Source organism: Lysobacter sp. Soil_C_59, from assembly GCF_057656415.1.
The window spans coordinates 379,536-398,589 of record NZ_JBDGKK010000003.1 but is presented as its reverse complement, the minus strand read 5'-3'; the positions used below and the strand labels follow the sequence as shown (position 1 = coordinate 398,589).

General features: G+C 66.5%; 11 protein-coding genes. 3 read left to right on the top strand and 8 right to left on the bottom strand.

Features of this window, described 5'->3' with window-relative positions:
• Positions 1–166: 166 nt before the first annotated feature.
• The 4 genes from AC3A3Q_RS08565 to AC3A3Q_RS08550 all read right to left on the bottom strand — a co-directional run bounded on the left by AC3A3Q_RS08565 (position 167) and on the right by AC3A3Q_RS08550 (position 4,222).
• The gene (locus AC3A3Q_RS08565) at positions 167–1,777 is read right to left on the bottom strand and encodes a carboxyl transferase domain-containing protein (RefSeq protein WP_487585842.1); all 1,611 of its coding nucleotides are present in this window, start codon (positions 1,775–1,777) and stop codon (positions 167–169) included.
• A 154-nt stretch (positions 1,778–1,931) separates the two neighbouring features.
• On the bottom strand, positions 1,932–2,288 hold the full coding sequence (locus tag AC3A3Q_RS08560) for a hypothetical protein (RefSeq protein WP_487585841.1): 357 nt from the start codon (positions 2,286–2,288) through the stop codon (positions 1,932–1,934).
• Positions 2,289–2,555: 267 nt separating this feature from the next.
• On the bottom strand, positions 2,556–2,924 hold the full coding sequence (locus AC3A3Q_RS08555) for a hypothetical protein (protein ID WP_200605673.1): 369 nt from the start codon (positions 2,922–2,924) through the stop codon (positions 2,556–2,558).
• 122 nt (positions 2,925–3,046) lie between these two features.
• Positions 3,047–4,222: a thiolase family protein gene (locus AC3A3Q_RS08550; RefSeq protein ID WP_487585840.1), complete on the bottom strand. Its 1,176-nt coding sequence runs from the start codon at positions 4,220–4,222 to the stop codon at positions 3,047–3,049.
• Between the two features lie 440 nt (positions 4,223–4,662).
• Here AC3A3Q_RS08550 and AC3A3Q_RS08545 point away from each other — a divergent pair, with 440 nt between their 5' ends.
• Positions 4,663–7,479, top strand: a complete 2,817-nt coding sequence (locus AC3A3Q_RS08545; RefSeq protein WP_487585839.1) for a S8 family serine peptidase — start codon at positions 4,663–4,665, stop codon at positions 7,477–7,479.
• A gap of 121 nt (positions 7,480–7,600) precedes the next feature.
• Positions 7,601–10,588 carry an autotransporter domain-containing protein gene (locus AC3A3Q_RS08540; RefSeq protein WP_487585838.1) on the top strand — a complete coding sequence of 996 codons (2,988 nt, stop codon included), beginning with the start codon at positions 7,601–7,603 and terminating at the stop codon, positions 10,586–10,588.
• 56 nt (positions 10,589–10,644) lie between these two features.
• On the opposite strand, the gene AC3A3Q_RS08535 is transcribed toward AC3A3Q_RS08540, so the two are convergent.
• The 4 genes from AC3A3Q_RS08535 to AC3A3Q_RS08520 form a co-directional block, all read right to left on the bottom strand.
• Positions 10,645–11,802, bottom strand: a complete 1,158-nt coding sequence (locus tag AC3A3Q_RS08535; protein ID WP_487585837.1) for an isovaleryl-CoA dehydrogenase — start codon at positions 11,800–11,802, stop codon at positions 10,645–10,647.
• A 45-nt stretch (positions 11,803–11,847) separates the two neighbouring features.
• Complete coding sequence (locus tag AC3A3Q_RS08530; protein WP_487585836.1) at positions 11,848–12,561, bottom strand: carbonic anhydrase; 714 nt, start codon at positions 12,559–12,561, stop codon at positions 11,848–11,850.
• A gap of 120 nt (positions 12,562–12,681) precedes the next feature.
• The gene (locus tag AC3A3Q_RS08525) at positions 12,682–13,785 is read right to left on the bottom strand and encodes a Glu/Leu/Phe/Val dehydrogenase dimerization domain-containing protein (protein ID WP_200605657.1); all 1,104 of its coding nucleotides are present in this window, start codon (positions 13,783–13,785) and stop codon (positions 12,682–12,684) included.
• 200 nt (positions 13,786–13,985) lie between these two features.
• Positions 13,986–15,251: a 2OG-Fe(II) oxygenase gene (locus tag AC3A3Q_RS08520; RefSeq protein ID WP_487585835.1), complete on the bottom strand. Its 1,266-nt coding sequence runs from the start codon at positions 15,249–15,251 to the stop codon at positions 13,986–13,988.
• A gap of 268 nt (positions 15,252–15,519) precedes the next feature.
• Between AC3A3Q_RS08520 and AC3A3Q_RS08515 the strand changes: the two genes are divergently transcribed.
• Positions 15,520–18,963, top strand: coding sequence for a methylmalonyl-CoA mutase family protein (locus AC3A3Q_RS08515; RefSeq protein ID WP_487585834.1), 3,444 nt, complete (start codon positions 15,520–15,522; stop codon positions 18,961–18,963).
• Positions 18,964–19,054 lie beyond the last annotated feature (91 nt).

Sequence of the window (19,054 nt, the reverse complement as noted above, 5' to 3'; positions counted from 1 at the left end):
CTGAGCAGTGATGGAGTGCAACCAGTCGAGGCTACTGGCCGCTCTCCATCATCGGTGTGACGCGCCTCACCCAATCATCACGTCGGCACAGCCGTTTATCTGACGATCACCTGTCTGACTGCGCCAAGCATGCACTCAGACGCAAAAACGGCAACTGTGCCGTGCACTACATGCGGAACACGCCGAAGCGCGTGCGTTCCTCGATCGGTGCATTGAGGCTGGCCGACAGGCCCAGGCCCAGCACGCGGCGAGTATCTGCCGGATCGATGATCCCGTCGTCCCAGAGGCGGGCAGAGGCGTAGTAGGGATTGCCCTGGCTTTCGTACTGGTCGCGAATCGGCGACTTGAACGCTTCTTCCTCTTCGGCCGTCCAGACCTTGCCGGCGGCTTCGATGCCGTCGCGCTTGACGGTTGCGAGCACGCTGGCCGCCTGCTCGCCGCCCATGACCGAGATGCGCGCGTTGGGCCACATCCACAGGAAGCGTGCGCCGTAGGAGCGGCCGCACATGGCGTAGTTGCCGGCGCCGAAGCTGCCGCCGATGACGACGGTGAACTTGGGCACGTGCGAGCACGCAACCGCCGTCACCATCTTCGCTCCGTCCTTGGCGATGCCGGCGTTCTCGTACTTGCGACCGACCATGAAGCCGGTGATGTTCTGCAGGAACACCAGCGGTATCCCGCGCTGGTTGCACAGCTCGATGAAGTGCGCGCCCTTGAGCGCGCTCTCGGCGAACAGGATGCCGTTGTTGGCGACGATGCCGACCGGGTAACCGTGCAGGTGGGCGAAGCCGGTGACCAGCGTCTTGCCGTAGCGCGCCTTGAACTCCTGGAACTCGCTGCCATCGACGACGCGGGCAATGACCTCGCGGATGTCGAACGGACGGCGCGTGTCCTTGGGCACGATGCCGTACAGCTCGCTGGACGGATACAACGGCTCGCGCGCGGCCTGCACCGCAACCGGCAGCGTCTTGCGACGGTTGAACGTGGCGATGATGTCGCGGGCGATCTGCAGCGCGTGGCGGTCGTCCTCGGCGAAATGATCGGCCACGCCGGACACGCTGGTATGCACGTCGGCGCCGCCAAGCGTTTCGGCGTCGACGATCTCGCCGGTGGCGGCCTTCACCAGCGGCGGACCGCCGAGGAAGATCGTGCCCTGTTCGCGCACGATGATCGACTCGTCGCACATCGCCGGGACGTAGGCGCCGCCGGCGGTGCACGAGCCCATGACCACGGCGACCTGCGGGATGTTCTCCGCGCTCAGCCGTGCCTGGTTGTAGAAGATGCGGCCGAAGTGTTCCTTGTCCGGGAACACCTCGTCCTGCAGCGGCAGGAACGCGCCGCCGGAGTCGACCAGGTAGACGCAGGGCAGGTGGTTCTCGCGCGCGATTTCCTGCGCGCGCAGATGCTTCTTCACCGTCATCGGGAAGTAGGTGCCGCCCTTGACGGTGGCGTCGTTGGCGACGATCACCACTTCCTGTCCCATCACCCGGCCGATGCCGCAGACCATGCCGGCCGCCGGCGCGGCGTCGTCGTACATGCCTTCGGCAGCGAGTGGTGCGATCTCCAGGAACGGCGAGCCCGGGTCGAGCAGGGCCGTGATGCGATCGCGCGCCAGCAGCTTGCCGCGCTCGGTGTGGCGGGCCCGTGCCTTGTCGCCACCGCCCTCTGCGGCGCGGGCAAGTCGGGCGTCGAGCTCATCGACCAGGGCGCGGTGGTAGGCGACGTTGTCCTGGAAATCCTGGGAGCGCGGATCGATGTTGGAAGTCAGTGCGGGCATCGATGCAAGGGGTGCGGAAGATCCGGCATCAGACCACAAAGGCGCCAGACCGTCATCCCGGTGAAAGCCGGGATCCATTTGCCCTTGCCGCGAGAGCAAAAGAAAGGCCCGCTTGCGCGGGCCTCTCGAAATCGTTGCAGCAAACAGATTGCGCTTACTTCTTCACTTCTTCCGCGGCCTTGTCGGCCTTGTCGGCAACCTTCTCCGCAGCGTCGGCCGTGGCCTGGGCGGCATCGGCGGTGGCAGCGGCGGCGCCGGCGGCGGCATCGGATGCAGCGGCGGCAGTCTTGTCGGCAGCCTGGTCGACAGCGGCACCGGCCTGGGCGGCGGCGGCGTCAGTGGCGGCGGCAGCGGCTTCGGCGCTTTCGGTCGCGGCGGTGGAAGCAGCATCGGCAGCCTGCGAAGCGGCGTTGGCGGCTTCGGCGGCTTCGGTCTGCGTGGTTTCGGTCTTTTGGCAGGCCGAGAGGGCCAGGACGGCGGCGGCCAGGGCTACATAGAGCTTGGTGTTCATGAGTCTCTCCGTTGGGTTGTCCGAGAAGTGCCAGGTAAAAATTCACCATCAACAAGATCAGGCAACGCCGGCGCTCATTGCGATCCGGCCGGGCCAGTCCGATCGTTCACTGATCGGGTGTGGAGCTTACTGCGAACCACGTGAATTGGTATGGGGGCCCCGAAGCGCGTGACGTCGTAGCCGGCCCCACTACGGAAAAAGCCGCCGGGAAACCCCGGCGGCCTTTCCTGTGAGAGCAACACCTGGGCAGTTACCTGCCCAAAGTGATTACTTCTTCACTTCTTCCTTGGCAGCGTCGGCAGCCTGGGTAGCAGCGTCAGCAGCCTGGGTGGCGGCGTCAGCAGCCTGGCCAGCGGCGTCAGCAGCAGCGTCGGCAGCGGCCGGAGCAGCAGCGGCGGCGGTGGCGTCAGCCGAAGCGGCGGCAGCGTCAGCAGCCTGGGCAGCGGTGTCGGCAGCAGCCTGGGCAGCGTCGGCAGCAGCGGCGTCGCCGGTAGCAGCAGCGGTGTCAGCAGCAGCAGCGGCTTCGGTCGAAGCAGCGGCGGCGTCCGTGGCAGCTTCGTCAGCCTGCTTCTGGTTCGAGCAAGCAGCCAGGGCCAGGCCCATAGCCAGGGCGAGCAGCGCCTTGTTGAAAGTCATGGTTTATATCCTCGTCGTTTAGTTAGGCAACGCGCAATTGCGCGTCTATAACATGATGACAAGCCGGTGACGCGTGTCAAGCGGCTTGTCCGGTTTTTTTTAAGTAATACGTTTTTAACGTCTTATAGCACTTCTACAGCAATCGCCGTGGCTTCGCCACCGCCAATGCACAGGGAAGCGACGCCGCGCTTGACGCCGCGTGCACGCAGGGCATGCACCAGGGTCACGACCAGACGGGCGCCGCTGGCACCAATCGGGTGGCCCAGGGCGACCGCACCACCGTTGACGTTCAGCTTTTCGTGGGGGATCCCGAGGTCTTTCATCGGTGCCATGGCCACACAGGCAAACGCTTCATTGACCTCGAACAGGTCGACGTCGCCGACCTGCCAGCCGGCCTTGGCCAGCACGTTTGAAATCGCTTTCACCGGTGCGGTGGTGAACCATTCCGGTGCCTGCGCATGGCCGGCATGGGCGACGATGCGGGCCAGCGGGGTGAGGCCGCGCTTGCCGGCTTCTTCCGCGCTCATCAGCACGGTGGCAGCGGCGCCATCGGAAATCTTCGACGACGACGCGGCGGTCAGCACGCCTTCCTTGCCGAAGGCCGCGCGCAGCGTCGGGATCTTGGCCAAGTCGATCTTGCCCGGCTCTTCGTCGCCGTCGATGACGACATCGCCCTTGCGACCCTTGACGGTCACCGGAACGATTTCACCCTTGAACGCGCCACCGCTGACGGCAGCCTGCGCGCGACGCGCGCTTTCGGTCGAGAAGGCATCAAGCGATTCGCGGTCGAAGCCGTATTTCTCGCACGCCATGTCGCCGAATACACCCATCGCCTTGCCGTCGTACGGACTGGTCAGGCCGTCGAACGCCATGTGGTCGAGGAACTCGGCGCTGCCGTAGCGGATGCCGGTGCGCGAGTTGTTGAGCAGGTGCGGGGCATTGGTCATCGACTCCATGCCGCCGGCGACCACGACGTTCGCCGAGCCGGCCTTGATCAGGTCGGTGGCCAGCATGATTGCCTTCATGCCCGAGCCGCAGACCTTGTTGATCGTGGTGGCACCGGCCGAGGTCGGCAGGCCCGCGGCGAGCGCGGCCTGGCGCGCCGGTGCCTGGCCCAGGCCAGCCGGCAGGACGCAACCCATGATGACTTCGTCGACCTGGTCGGCGGCGACGTTGGCGTGCTCGAGCGCGCCGGTGATGGCGGCCGTGCCCAGCACTGGCGTCGGGACGCCGGTGAACTGACCGAGGAAGGAACCGATGGCGGTGCGCTTGGCACCGACGATGACGACGTCACTCATGGGGAACTCCAGGACAAAATCGGGCCAGCTCGAGGCCGGAACTCCCGGATTATGCGGCTGCATGCTGCACCGCCGCAAACCACCCGGGCGGCTCGCCCGTTCAGCCCGCGGGAGGGGTGGCAGGGGCCCGAAGCCAAATGGCGGATGAAGGGTGGGTGCCCGGTCCGGGCATGCGAGCCGTGCAAACCCGGCCGATCCGGGCGCGGCGACGGTGCCCGGCCGGCTCCTCGACGGATCGCCGCCGCGCAGTCCGGCGGACACCACTCGAGCGGTTACCGAATCTGCGGCATGTCGCGTGCGCGAGAAGCGACTTCGCGGTTGAAAGCGCATGGCGCAATTGCGACTGCTTCCGATTGTGGTGCGCTGCAGGTTGGATTAAAACAACCCTTGGACGCGCGCAGGATTCGCTGGGGAGCGAACGCGCCGTAGTCGAGGGCAACATGGCTTATCGCGAACGAGGACTGGTCACCGCGTTGCGCAGCGCACTGCTGCTGTCGGCGGTATGCGGGCTGGCGGCCTGTGGTGGTGGCGGTGGTGGTGGCAACGTCCGGGCTGGTCCGCCGCCGGCAACCGTGACGCCGCCCACGCCGCCTGCGCCACCTCCGCCGGCGCCGCCAGTGGTGTCCACGCCGGATCCACAGTTCAGCCAGCACCTGGTCTCGACGAATGCCGCCGCTGCGCGACAGGCCGGCATCACCGGCGCGGGTGTGCGCATCGGCGTGGTCGACAGCGGCGTGATGCGCAACCACCCGGCGTTGTCGCCTCGCGTGCTGGAAAACCTCAACTACATCTCGTCGCCGCCCAACAACCTGACCATCGACGACGTCGACGGTCACGGCACCGCGGTGTCGCAGATCATGGCCGGTACGCCCTTCGGTGCCTGGCCCGGCGGCATCGCGCCCGGCGCACAGATCGTCTCGGCACGCATCATCAGCGACCAACCCCCCAAGGACGACGGGTCCGGTTCGGGTAACGAGGTCAGTGGCGCGCTCGGACTGAAGGGCATCCACCAGGACCTGATCAACCGCGGCGTGCGGGTGATGAACAACTCCTGGGGCGGCCTGTACTGGACCAATCCGGCAGCGACCGCCGCGATCGCCGACGAGTACCGTCCCTTCATCATCGGCAACGGCGGTCTGGTGGTGTTCGCCACCGGCAACGAGTCCAAGCCCAACCCGTCGAGCATGGCCGCGCTGCCCAGCCAGCCCGGTAACGGCGGTAGCCTGCCGGCGGCAGACCTCGAGCGCGGCTGGATCGCGGCGACTGCGCTGGAAGGCACCAATGCACTGGCCAGCTACGCCAACGCCTGTGGCCAGGCGATGCGCTATTGCATGGGTGCGCTGGGCGAAGTGGTGGTGACCGGCAAGGACGACTCGCCGACGTCCCCGAGCTACTGGCGTTACCGGGGCACCTCGCTGGCAGCGCCGCAGATATCCGGCGCGGCCGCGCTGGTGTGGCAGGCATTTCCGTTCTTCAGCAACGACAACGTCCGGCAGACGCTGCTGGGCACGGCGACGGACCTGGGCGCGAGCGGCATCGATGCCACCTTCGGCAACGGCATGCTCAACATCGCCAATGCGATCCGCGGTCCGCAGCGGCTGGAGTTCGGCGACTTCGCGGTCCGCTTCGACAACAACTCCATCATCTTCGGCAACCAGCTGACCGGGCCGGGGCGGCTGATCAAGGAAGGCAACGGCACACTGCGGCTGGCCCAGAGCGGATTCCACAGCGGCGGCACGGTGGTCAACGGCGGCGTGCTCATCAGCAACCAGCTGTCCGGTCCGACCACCATCGGCGCGCAAGGCGAAGCGCGCATCGGCGCCAGCAGCGGTTCCTTCGAGAACCAGGGGCGCCTGGTCGCCGATGGCGACAACATCACCATCCAGGGCACCTACCACCAGACCGCGGGCGCCGAACTCGCGTACCGGGTCGGTGCGCCGGTGACGATCACCGGCGCCACCGCCATCGACGGCGGCGACGTCCACGTGCTCGGCGTGAAGTCTGGCTACACGTGGCAGGCGCAGGAGCGCGTGCTGTTTGCGATGGCCGGCTATACCGGCAGGTTCGACGCACTGACGGCCGCGCCCGGCGTGTTCCTGCAGGCGTCGCTGCGATACGAACCGCTGCTGGTGATGCTCGACATCACCCGACTGGATGTCACCGCTGCCGCGCAGAGCATGGGCCTGAGTCCGGCTTCCGTCGGCAGTGCCGAACGCGTGGAAGGCGCGTTCGACCAGATCGACGGGGGTGGACAGTCCGCAGTCGATGGCGAGTTCCTCGGCGCGGCCGGGGCCATCCAGCAGACCGCCAGTGCGGCCGCCGCCGAACGCACCCTGTCGAGCCTCTCGGGTGAATTGCACGGTGCCGACACCGCGTTCGCACTGATGGCAATCGAAGGCAACCGGCGCGCGCTGGAATCACGCGTGGATGCGTTGCAGGCGGCGCCCGTGGCGGGCGCATGGGCCGATGACCTGGATGCGCAGCGTGCGGTGTCGCGATTCGACATCGATGCCGATGGCTGGATGCTCGGCCAGGACCACCGCCTCGGAGATCGCCTGACCGTCGGCATGGCGCTGTCGGAGACCGAGGGTTACGCCCACCACGACCTGCGCGCCGACCACGAGCACAACCGCCAGGCAGAAGCGCAGCTTTACGGCGCCTACGACCTCGGCCGCGGCTACCTCCTGGGCAGCGTCGCGCTGGGCCGCATGCAACGCTGGACGCAACGCGACATCCTGCTCGGCGCCGAGTCGTTCCGCGTCGACGCCGACTATGCCCATCGTTATGCAACGTTCGGCCTGCAGGCCGGATTGCCGATTACCGTGGGCAGGGGCCGCATCACGCCGTATGCCGGCGTGCAGTCATTGCAGCTCGATCGCGACGGCTTCAGCGAAGCCGGTGCCGCAGGTTTCGGCCTGAGTACCGCCGCATCGACGATGAATTTGAGCCAGGCTTTGCTCGGTGCGCGCTTCGCCTACGATTGGTCGGTAGGGGCATCGCTGTGGAGCCTGCAGGGCCGCGCCGAATGGCAAGGACTGCTATCGCAGTCCGGTGGCGACATCGATGCGCGATTCACAGCGCTGGATGTGTGGACGCCGATCGTCGGCGACGCCCTGGACCGCGATGTCGGCGTGGTCGGCTTCAGCATCGGCACGCAGTTGCGCCGCGCCGGGCGCCTGTCGTTCGACATCGACACCCAGTACATGCAGGACCAGGCCTGGACGCGCGCGATGGCGACCTGGTCGGTGGGGTTCTGAAGCCAGGGAAGTGCCACAGACGGCAAGGTTGCTCCGCGCCGGCCATGTTTGAATAGGATCGTCATGACGGCCCCGCCGAGCCTGCTGGGGAGCAGGGGGGAGGCTGTCCGGGGAGAGTTGCATGCGTCGCAAGGAACTGACACGCGGGCCTCTGGCACGTGGCGTGATGCTGGGTTTGTGCGTCATTGGACTGGTCGGCTGTGGCGGAGGTGGTGGCGGCGGCAACGTCCGCAGCGATCCGCCACCGGTAGGCCCGTCCACGCCAAATCCGCCGGTTACGCCGCCGGTCACGCCGCCGGTCGATCCTCCAGTCACTCCTCCGGTGACTCCGCCAGTCACTCCCCCGGTTGAGCCGCCGGTTACGCCGCCGGTAGACCCGCCCGTGGTGCCGCCGCCGCAGCCGGCCGCCGATGCGCATCTTTACTGGATCCACGCCGATCGGGCGAGCAGCAACGGATACCGCGGCGATGGCGTGACACTGGCGTTCCTGGACTCGGGTATCAACTTCGCTCATCCCGCCCTGGATGACGACGTTTCGAGCACTTCGATCCTGATCGACGACACCGCCAAGGACACCACTGTCGCCGACAAGAACGGTCATGGCACGGCCGTTGCGCAGATCGCCGCCGGCACCTGGGTGGACCGGTTCCCCGGTGGTGTCGCCCAGGGCAACCTCAACCTGCACTCCTTGCGTGTCCTGGACGATGTCACGGCCGCACCAGGCACCAAAGCATTCAACGCCGACGCCATGGCGTTCCTGGTCTCGTCGCTGGGCAATGCACCGCGAACCATCCTCAACGTCTCCAGCGACGCGCTTGGTTGGGACCCCAGCACCACCGGGTACGTCGCATTCGCCAACGTGGCCAATCCCGCCGGGCGTGGTGCGCTGGTCGTCGTCGAATCCGGAAACTCGGGGACGGACCAGCCATCGATGCTGGCACGGCTGCCGTTCGATACCAGCGGCGACCCCGCCGGGCTGGGCAACGGTTGGCTGGTGGTGGGCGCTGTCGACGGTCTGGAACCGCAGACGATCGCCGCGTACTCCAACCATTGCGGCGTCGCAAAGCAAAGCTGCCTGGTGGCGCCCGGCGACGTGATCGTCAGTGGTGCCAACGACACGGCGACTTCGCATACCTACCAAGTCGTGCACGGAACGGACTACGCCGCGGCGCAGGCATCGGGCGTTGCCGCGATGGTCTGGTCCGAGTTCCCGTACTTCGACAACAACCTGGTCAGGCAGACCTTGTTGGGCACCGCGACCGATCTCGGTGCGGCGGGCGTGGATGACGTATACGGCTGGGGCTTGCTGAATGCCGAAAAGGCCGTGCAGGGTCCGGCCCGTTTCGCATGGGGCGACGTGCACGTCACCCTTGATGGTTCCCAGGACTCGGTATGGGGCAATGACATCAGTGGCGATGGCGGTCTGGTCGTCGACGGCGGCGGTGTATTCAGCACCCTGTCCTTGTTTGGCGACAACACCTATACCGGCAAGACGGTGTTGCGCAACAACGCGACCCTGGCCGTGTATGGCGACCTTGCTTCGTCGGTGGAGGTGCAAAGCCGCGGCTCGCTTGGGGCGATACAGGGAGAGCTTGGCGGCGACATCGACATCAAACAGAGCGGCCAGCTCTTCTTTGGCAACCACGAGAACGTGCAGCTCACGTTCGCTGGCGATATACGCAATGCCGGGTTCCTTAGCGTGGGGCAGTACCAGGATGCAGCTTTCCGCGGCAACTTCACGCAGGAGTCGACGGGAAATCTCATGATCCCGCTGGGCACCAAGCCGCTGCATTTCGAGGGGACGGCGAGCATCGACGGTGCACTGTCTGTGATGGGCATCGCCAATGGTTATACCGCGCGATACCGAACCGAAATCCTGATAGCCGACGAGGGCGTAACCGGCGTGTTCTCGTCGGTGTCGTGGCCCTCGTCCATGACGTTGAACGCGCAGGTCGGCTACGACGCCAATACGGTCTGGCTTGACGTGGTGCGTGCCGAGATGACCCTGGTCGCCAGCAGCCTTGGCCTGACGACGGCAGCACTGGGCAGTGCCGAGCGCGTGGAAGGCGCTTTCGACGCGATCGACCAGGGCCTTGGCGACTCCGTGAAACCGGATGCGGATGTCCTGGCAGGGGCCGCGGCAATCCAGCAGGTGACCAGCGCGCAGGAATACGAGCGCACGTTGTCGAGTCTTTCGGGCGAGCTGCACGATGCCGACGGTGCCATGGCGATGATGGCCATCGAGGGCAGCCGCCGTGCGCTGGAATCGCGTCTGGACGACCTGCACGGCAACCAGGCGCCGACCGGTGCCTGGTCGCAGCAGACAGGGGGCAGGCGCGGCTGGTCCTCGTACGATGTCGATGCGACGGGTTGGATGCTGGGCCTGGACCAGCGCCACGGCAACGGCGTCACCTTCGGCGCCGCATTGGCCGAAACCAACGGCAATGCCTGGCACTCGCAGCGTTACGATCGCGAGCGCAATCGCCAGGTCGAGGGCCAGCTCTACGCGTCGTGGAATGTGGACGAGGGCTACCTGCTGGGCAGTGCCGCTTTCGGTCATATGCAGCGCTGGCTGCAACGCGAGATCGTGCTCGGCGGCGATGAGTACCGCGTATCGAGCGACTATGCGCACCGCTACGGCAACGTGTCATTGCAGGGTGGCCGCCGGTACGTCTTCGGTGCGACCACCATTACGCCGTACGTCGGCGCACAGCTCCTCCAGCTCGATCGCGATGCCTTCAGCGAGCAGGGTGCGTCCGGCTTTGGCCTGACCAGTGAAGCGACAACGATGACCGCATCGCAGGCATTGCTCGGTGCGCGCATGGCGCATGCCTGGCGCGGGGCATCGATTCGCTGGGATCTGCAGGCGCGCGCCGAATGGCAGCACCTGTTGTCGCAGTCCGGCCAGGATGTCCAGGCCCGCTTCACCGGGTTGGACGCGTGGGCGCCGATCGTGGGCTACGGCCTGGACCAGGACGTCGGCGTGCTTGGCTTGAGCCTCGGCGCAGACGTGGGGCGCGACAGCCGCATCAGCTTCGACGTCGACAGCCGCTACAGCAATGGCGAGGCCTGGACCGGTGCGCAGGCGAAGTGGTCGACAGGTTGGTGATGCGGTTCGATTGACCCAGCCGCTCCCTCCCCCGCACGGCGGGGGAGGGAAGGTCTTCAGTGCTTGTCGTTGAACAGCTCGCGGCCGATCAGCATGCGGCGGATCTCGTTGGTGCCGGCGCCGATCGCATAGAGCTTGGCGTCGCGCAGGATCCGGCCGGTGGCGAACTCGTTGATGTAGCCGTTGCCGCCCAGTGCCTGGATGCCTTCCAGCGCGACCTGCACCGCCGCTTCCGAGGCATGCAGCAGGCAGGAGGCCGCATCAACGCGGCTGCTGTGGCCGCTGTCGAAGTCGCGCGCCACCTGGTAGGCGAAGGCGCGGCTGGACTGCAGCGAGGTGTACATGTCGGCGATCTTGCCCTGCATCAGGCCGAACGTGCCGATGGCGGCATTGAACTGCTTGCGCTCGCGCACGTAGGGCAGGGCGATGTCGAGGGCGGCCTGCATCAGGCCGATGGGACCACCGGTCAGCACCAGGCGCTCGGTGTTGAGTCCGCGCATCAGCACCTTGACGCCCTTGTGCACTTCGCCGAGCACGTTCTCGTGCGGGATCTCGCAATCCTCGAACACCAGCTCGCAGGTGTTGGAGCCGCGCATGCCCAGCTTGTCGAGCTTCTGCGCGGTGGAGAAACCCTTCATGCCCTTCTCGACGATGAAGGCGGTCATGCACTGGCTGCCCGCGTCCTTGCCGGCGGTGCGCATGTAGACGATCAGCACATCGGCCTCGGGGCCGTTGGTGATCCACATCTTGTTGCCGTTGGCGACCCACACGTCGCCCTTGCGCTCGGCGCGGCAGATCATCGAGCCGACCACGTCGGAACCGGCGCCCGGTTCGCTCATCGCCAGCGCGCCCTTCCATTCGCCGCTGCACAGCCTGGGCAGGTACTTGTTGCGCTGCGCCTCGTTGCCGTTGGCGTACAGGTTGCTGACGCACAGGTTGGAGTGCGCGCCGTAGCTCAGGCCGACCGAACCGGAGGCGCGGGAGATTTCCTCCATGGCCACCAGATGGGCCAGATAGCCCATCTCGCTGCCGCCGTACTGGCCGGGGACGGTGATGCCCAGCAGGCCCAGTTCGCCCAGCTTGGGCCACAGGTCCTGCGGGAACCAGTTGTCCTCGTCGATGTTCGCGGCCCGCGGTGCGATCTCCGCGTCGGCGAAGCGGCGGACCGCATCGCGCAGTGCATCGATATCGTCACCTAGTGAAAAACTGCGCATGCGGGCCTCGTTGTCGATTGCGGCGAATGGATCAGGTCAAATGAATCATTGGAAATGGACCAGCGGCCGCCCGTTGAGCGGCTGGATGTTGCGGTTGTTGCGGCGGTAGTGCGCCAGGAACGCGTCGATCTGCTGCTGCGACATTGTCACCGGTGCGGGCAGCACATACCACTCCACATTCTCGGTCAGCGGCGGCGTGGTCAGCGAACCCAGGTAGTGGTAATAGCCGCGCTGGCGGGGCAGCAGCCCGGCGATATCGATTTCAGGCTCCGCAGGCGCCGGCGTCTTGTGCGAAAGGTCATCCAGCAGGGTCTGGACCTGCGGATTGGCCGCGCCGGCCTGGTACATGACGCCGACCACGGCCAGGCGACCGTCCTGGGCCTTGAAGACGAAATGGCCCTCCAGCGGGTAGTGGCGGCCGTCGATGGTGTGCTCGCTCTGCGCGTGGAAGTGGAACTGCGCGAGCATGAAGTGGCGGCCGCGGATGGTCGCCTGCGTGGCGTGTGTCTCCACTTCCACGGCGTGGCCGTTGTCGACGACCGCCTCGACCGGTGCGCGGGTGTGGGTGAACGTCAGCGCGCCGGGCTCGTTGCCGGCGGCGGGGACGGCGTCATGGGTGACGATGTCGATCGGCGACTGCGCCTTGTCGTGCGCGGCCTGCCATTGTTCCTGGTGGTCGTAATCGATCTTGCCGTCGCCGGCGTGGGCCGCGATGGCGCACGTGAGTGCAAGGGCGAGAAGGACGATCGTGGCGCGCATGGCGATGACTCCGGGGGTGGGGCCGGTAGCTTGAACCGACGCATGCGCCGACACCCTAGGAGTCGTCTGAAACTGCAGATACGACGACGGGGCCAGCGGCCCCGTCGAAGTGCGTGCGTCTTAGTGACCGCCGCGGATGCGACCCTGGAAGCGCGGGGCGCTGCGGCCCAGCGGCAGCTTCAGCTTGCCGATGGCGTTGATGCGCTCTTCGGCCAGGCGGTCGGCGGCGCGGTAGGTCGGGATCGCGTCACGCTCGGCGATCTCGAAGATGCGCGCGAGGTTGTGGTAGATCGTGCGCATCATGCGCATGGCGCGCTCGCGGTTGTAGCCGTCGAGTTCCAGCGCCACGTTCATCACGCCGCCCGCGTTCACCGCATAGTCCGGTGCGTACAGGATGCCGCGCTTGGCCACTTCGTCGCCGATGGCGTTGTTGGCCAGCTGGTTGTTGGCGGCGCCGCAGATGACCTTCATCTTCAGGCGCGGCAGGGTGTTCTCGTTGACGGTGCCACCGAGCGCGCACGGCGAGTAGACATCGGCCGGCACGTCGTAGATCTCGTCCAGGCCGACGGCTTCTGCGCCGTACTCGGACACGGCCTTGTCGACCAGGCCCTTGTTGATGTCGGTGACGAAGATCTTCGCGCCGCGCTCCTTGAGCAGCTTCACGAACTCCATGCCGACATGGCCCAGGCCCTGCACGGCGTAGGAGTACTTGCCCACTTCCTCATCGCCGAAGCGCTTGTTCAGCGTCGCCATCAGGCCCTGCAGGGTGCCGTAGGCGGTGAACGGCGACGGGTCGCCCGAACCGCCGTGGACCTGGTGCACGCCGGTGACGTACTCGGTCTCGCGGTAGACATATTCCATGTCGTTGACGTCGATGCCGACGTCTTCGGCGGTGATGTAACGGCCGCCCAGGGCTTCGACGAACTGGCCGAACGCGCGGAACAGCGCTTCGGACTTGTCGGCCGCCGGGTCGCCGATGATCACGGCCTTGCCGCCGCCGATGTTGAGGCCGGCGACCGCGTTCTTGTAGGTCATGCCGCGCGACAGGCGCAGCACGTCATTGAGCGCGTCCTGCTCGGTCTTGTACGGCCACATGCGGGTGCCACCCAGGGCCGGACCGAGCACGGTGTTGTGGATCGCGATGATGGCCTTCAGGCCCGCGTCCTTGTTATGGCAAAACACGACCTGCTCGTGGCCGAAAGTGTCCAGAGTTTCGAAAATCATCGGGTGCTCCGCTGCTGGCGTCAGGATTCGCGCGTCGCGCTATACGCCAACTGTGATGTGTAAGTAGTTGAATCGAAAAGGATTCGCCTCCGCAGCAGAGGGGAACCCCTCGCCACAGGCGCGACAGTCTAATCCAATCGACGGATACGCATACGTACGCGCCATGACCGGCAAAATGGCGACGTCGCCCGGATGCCTGTTCAGAAATTGCGGTAGGGCGCCTGCCGCAGCCACAGCGTGGCCAGCCACTTCACCCCGCGTTCCACGGGCAGGCCGGCGTGCAGCGAATCGACGTCGGGCGTGCCGTCGGACTGCAGGTTGTCGAAGATGACCGCGCGGCCCGGGCGCGGGGCCACCTTGAGCCCGGACACCGGGAAATGCGTTTCGCCGCCGGCTTCGACCTCGTTGAGGTAGACGCAGATCGTGCGCAGGCGATTGCCGGCCTGCGGGCCGTCTCGTTCGATCGAGCCGGCCGGGCGATAGTCGCGGTGCGGGCGGTATTCCTGGCCGGGTTCGTAGCGCAGTACGGTCAGGTGTTCGGCATGCGACAGCGGCACGCCGGCGGCACTGGCCATGCGCAATTGCACGCTGCGCAGCGCCACGTCTTCAAGGATCGGATCGAGCGCGGCGTCGCTGCTGGTGCGGATCTGCATGGCCAGCGGCAGGCCTGTCTCGGGATCGACCGTCTGCGAGCGCTGCAGGCGCGACTCGGCATTGGCGACCAGCAGGCGGCATTCGTCGGCGCTGAGCAGGCCGTCGATCGTCGACACCCGCGGCCGCAATGACTGCCGCTTCGGCGCGACCGGGACGAGCACTTCTTCCAGCGACAGCGCGCCGGTATGGGTGCCTTCCGCGGCGTACTCGGGCACGGTGATCTCGGGCAGCGCGCCGATGCCGATGGCCGACAGCTGCGACCAGATGTCGCGCGCCGCCAGCGGCTGGCGGGCGCAGCCTTCGCCGCGCGCCAGTCGTTCGGCCAGCAGCCGTGCCGCCACCGCGTCGCCATGGCCGGCGGCCAGCTCCAGCATCTGAATGCAGCGGACCTGGTCGGCCTCGCCGGGCTTGCGGCCGAAGTGGATGGCAGCGGCGCGCAGCGCCGGTGGATAGTTGGCGCGAATCGCCCGCAACAGGCGTTCGTTGATGCGGCCATCGCGCGGCAGGGCGAAACCGCCCAGTGCCACCAGCGCCAGGAAGTAACTGGCGATCGGGCTGCCCGCGTGTTCGGCGCGCAGCAACCAGGCGCTGGCCAGTTCGGCATCGGCTTCGCAGCCGACGCCGTACAGCAGCATGCGCGCGCATTCGATCTGGGCATTGGCCAGGCCGGCTTCGGCGGCGCGGCGGTGCAGGACGAACGCCTCTTCGAGCTCATGCCGCATCACCAGCGCCGTCGCAAGCTGGTAAAGCGCTTGCGGCGAACCGTGGTGGGCCTGGCGGCGCAGCTCTAGGAGGACGGTGTCGTCTGACATGTTGGCAATGGCTTGGGAGTTGAGTGTAGCCATAACCCGTGGCGCCGCGCAGGGGTGGTCTGGGGGATGACGGGGGATGCGTGGAGGGTCGGCCAGTCATCTCACCCCGTCATTCCCGCGAAGGCGGGAACCCGGCGTCGTCGGGTTGCGGACGGCTCCAAAAGCCAACGTCACTGGGTTCCCGCCTGCGCGGGAATGACGGGACGTGGGGGGCCGAATGCCCGACGCGCTACAATCCGCATTCGATCGTTTCCGTATTGAGCGCGTCATGAGCACTCCTGCCAGCCCCCTCCCCGAAACCGCCGTCGAGACCAGCCCGCTGCGTTTCGTCACCGCCGCCAGCCTGTTCGACGGCCACGACGCCGCCATCAACATCATGCGCAGGCTGATCCAGGGGCAGGGCGCCGAGGTCATCCACCTGGGCCATAACCGTTCCGTCGAGGACGTGGTCCGCGCCGCGCTGCAGGAAGATGCCGATGGCATCGCCCTGTCGTCCTACCAGGGCGGCCACGTCGAGTACTTCAAGTACATGGTCGACATGCTCGCCGAGCGTGGCGCCTCGCACATCCGCGTGTTCGGTGGCGGTGGCGGCACAATCACGCCGGAGGAAATCCGCGAGCTGCAGGGCTACGGCGTCGAGCGCATCTACCACCCCAATGACGGCATGCACATGGGCCTGGTGGCGATGATCGAGGACGTGATCCGTCGCGCCAACGATGCCCGCAAGGGCGCCAAGACGCCCGAGCACGCGCCCGACAAGGACGATGAAATCAGCATCGGCCACATGCTCTCGGCGATCGAGGAAGGCCTGCTCGACGAATCGCAGCTCTCGCACCTGCGCAAGCAGTGGCAGCTGGCCGGCGGCAAGACCCCGGTGATCGGCATCACCGGCACCGGCGGCGCCGGCAAGTCGTCGGTGACCGACGAACTGCTCAACCGCTTCCTCGCCAGCTTCCCCGAGATGCGCATCGCCGTGATCTCGGTTGACCCGACCCGTCGCCGCACCGGTGGCGCGCTGCTGGGCGACCGCATCCGCATGAACTCGCTGCGCTCCAAGCGCGTGTACATGCGTTCGATGGCCACGCGTCGCCAGCACGCGGCGACCAACACCGTGCTCAAGGATTGCATCGGCTTCCTCAAGGGCCTGGGCTACGACCTGGTGATCGTCGAGACCGCCGGCATCGGCCAGTCGGACTCGGAGATCGTCGACCTGGTCGACTTCCCGATGTACGTGATGACCAGCGACTTCGGCGCGCCGAGCCAGCTGGAGAAGATCGACATGCTCGACTTCGCCGAGCTCGTCGTGCTCAACAAGTTCGACAAGCGCGGCGCCGAGGATGCGCTGCGCGACGTGCGCAAGCAGTGGAAGCGCAATCGCGTGGCCTTCCAGACCAAGGACGAGGACGTCCCGGTCTACCCGACCATCGCCAGCCAGTTCAACGACCCTGGCATCAGCTGGATGTTCGCCAACCTGTGCCGCCTGCTGCGCGAGAAGCTGTCGCTGCCGGCAGAGAAGTGGACGCCGGAAATCGACACCTCGCTGAAGGAGCCGCGCGCGACCGTGCTGATCCCGGGCGCGCGCGTGCGCTACCTGGCCGAGATCGCCGAGCAGGGCCGCGGCATCAACGCGCAGATCGAAACGCAGGCGGAAGTGGCCGACCGCGCGCAGAGCTATTGGCAGTCGCTGCATGACCTGGGCGACGAGAGCCTGCCCAAGGCGCTGGACCTGTTCGCCGCCGATGCCCTCACCGACGGTGGCGACAAGACCCTGCTGACGCTGCGCCAGCGCTACAACGACGCCATCCAGTCGCTCAGCTCCGACGCCCTCAAGCTGCTGCGCGGCTGGCCGGCGCGCCTGAAGTCGATCACCGACGAGGTCAACGAGTACCAGGTCCGCGACAAGACCATCCGCGTCGAGAACTACCGCGAATCGCTCAGCCACCAGAAGATCCCGAAGATCGCCGCGCCCACGTACAAGAGCTGGGGCGAGCTGCTGGTCTTCCTGCAGAAGGAGAACCTGCCGGGCTATTACCCGTACACCGGCGGCGTCTACCCGTACCGCCGCACCGGCGAAGACCCGATCCGCATGTTCGCGGGCGAGGGCACGCCCGAGCGCACCAACCGCCGCTTCCACTACCTGTCGGTCGGCCAGCCGGCCGCGCGCCTGTCCACCGCCTTCGACAGCGTCACGCTGTACGGCGAAGACCCGGCCGTGCGCCCGGACATCTACGGCAAGATCGGCAACTCCGGCGTCAATATCGCCACGCTGGACGACATGAAGAAGCTGTACTCCGGCTTCGACCTGTGTGCGCCCAGCACCTCGGTGTCGATGACGATCAACGGCCCGGCGCCGATCATCCTGGCGATGTTCATGAACACCGCCATCGACCAGCAGGTCGAGAAGTACCTGCGCGCAGACCAGTCGCGCTGGGACGTGGCGCACGACAAGATCGAGGCGATGTTCGCCGGCCGCCAGCGCCCGACCTACAGCGGCATGCTGCCGGAGACCAACGACGGCCTCGGCCTGGGCCTGCTGGGCGTGACCGGCGACCAGGTCGTCGACGCCGAGACCTACGAGAAGATCAAGGCGCACACGCTGGCGACCGTGCGCGGCACCGTGCAGGCCGACATCCTCAAGGAAGACCAGGCACAGAACACCTGCATCTTCAGCACCGAGTTCGCCCTGCGCATGATGGGCGACATCCAGCAGTACTTCGTCGACCGCAGCGTGCGCAACTTCTACTCGGTGTCGATCTCCGGGTATCACATTGCCGAGGCCGGCGCGAACCCTATCAGCCAGCTTGCCTTCACCCTGAGCAACGGCTTCACGATCGTCGAGTACTACCTTGCGCGCGGCATGAAGATCGACGACTTCGCGCCGAACCTGTCGTTCTTCTTCTCCAACGGCATGGACCCGGAGTACACCGTCATCGGCCGCGTCGCCCGCCGCATCTGGGCGCGCGCGATGCGCGAGCGCTACGGCGCCAGCGCCCGCAGCCAGATGATGAAGTACCACATCCAGACCAGCGGCCGCTCCCTGCACGCGCAGGAGATCCAGTTCAACGACATCCGCACCACGCTGCAGGCGCTGTACGCGCTGTTCGACAACTGCAACAGCCTGCACACCAACGCCTACGACGAAGCGATCACCACGCCGACCGAGGAAAGCGTGCGCCGCGCCGTGGCGATCCAGATGATCATCAACAAGGAACTGGGCCTCAACTTCAACGAGAACCCCTGGCAGGGCAGCTTCATCGTCGACAAGCTCACCGACATCGTCGAGGAAGCCGTCTACAAGGAGTTCGAGGCGATCAGCGAGCGCGGCGGTGTGCTCGGCGCGATGGACACCATGTACCAGCGCGGCAAGATCCAGGAAGAGAGCCTGTACTACGAGCACAAGAAGCACGACGGCTCGCTGCCGCTGATCGGCGTGAATACCTTCCTGCCGAAGGACCACGGCGGCGACATCGTCACGGAGATCGAGCTGATCCGCAGCACCGAAGGGGAGAAGGGGCAGCAGATCGAGAACGTGGCCGGGTATCAGGGCAACCGGAATGGTTATGCGGCGGATGGGTTGAAGTCGCTACAGGCTACGGCCCGCGAAAGGCGGAATGTGTTTGCCAGCCTGATGGAGGCGGTCAAGACGCATAGCCTGGGGCAGATCAGTCATGCGTTGTATGACGTGGGTGGCGAGTACCGCCGCAACATGTAAGTCAGGAAAGCCCGCTTCGGCGGGCTTTTTCTTGCGAGCCACCCGCGTGACCCGTTGCGAGCATCGAGGCCTTCCGGCTAAATAGCCTCGG

Excerpts from the sequence above, each read along its gene's own strand:
- AC3A3Q_RS08565 (WP_487585842.1), bottom strand. The coding sequence starts at position 1,777 with ATGCCCGCACTGACTTCCAACATCGATCCGCGCTCCCAGGATTTCCAG.
- AC3A3Q_RS08560 (WP_487585841.1), bottom strand. The coding sequence starts at position 2,288 with ATGAACACCAAGCTCTATGTAGCCCTGGCCGCCGCCGTCCTGGCCCTC.
- AC3A3Q_RS08555 (WP_200605673.1), bottom strand. The coding sequence starts at position 2,924 with ATGACTTTCAACAAGGCGCTGCTCGCCCTGGCTATGGGCCTGGCCCTG.
- AC3A3Q_RS08550 (WP_487585840.1), bottom strand. The coding sequence starts at position 4,222 with ATGAGTGACGTCGTCATCGTCGGTGCCAAGCGCACCGCCATCGGTTCC.
- AC3A3Q_RS08545 (WP_487585839.1), top strand. The coding sequence starts at position 4,663 with ATGGCTTATCGCGAACGAGGACTGGTCACCGCGTTGCGCAGCGCACTG.
- AC3A3Q_RS08540 (WP_487585838.1), top strand. The coding sequence starts at position 7,601 with ATGCGTCGCAAGGAACTGACACGCGGGCCTCTGGCACGTGGCGTGATG.
- AC3A3Q_RS08535 (WP_487585837.1), bottom strand. The coding sequence starts at position 11,802 with ATGCGCAGTTTTTCACTAGGTGACGATATCGATGCACTGCGCGATGCG.
- AC3A3Q_RS08530 (WP_487585836.1), bottom strand. The coding sequence starts at position 12,561 with ATGCGCGCCACGATCGTCCTTCTCGCCCTTGCACTCACGTGCGCCATC.
- AC3A3Q_RS08525 (WP_200605657.1), bottom strand. The coding sequence starts at position 13,785 with ATGATTTTCGAAACTCTGGACACTTTCGGCCACGAGCAGGTCGTGTTT.
- AC3A3Q_RS08520 (WP_487585835.1), bottom strand. The coding sequence starts at position 15,251 with ATGTCAGACGACACCGTCCTCCTAGAGCTGCGCCGCCAGGCCCACCAC.
- AC3A3Q_RS08515 (WP_487585834.1), top strand. The coding sequence starts at position 15,520 with ATGAGCACTCCTGCCAGCCCCCTCCCCGAAACCGCCGTCGAGACCAGC.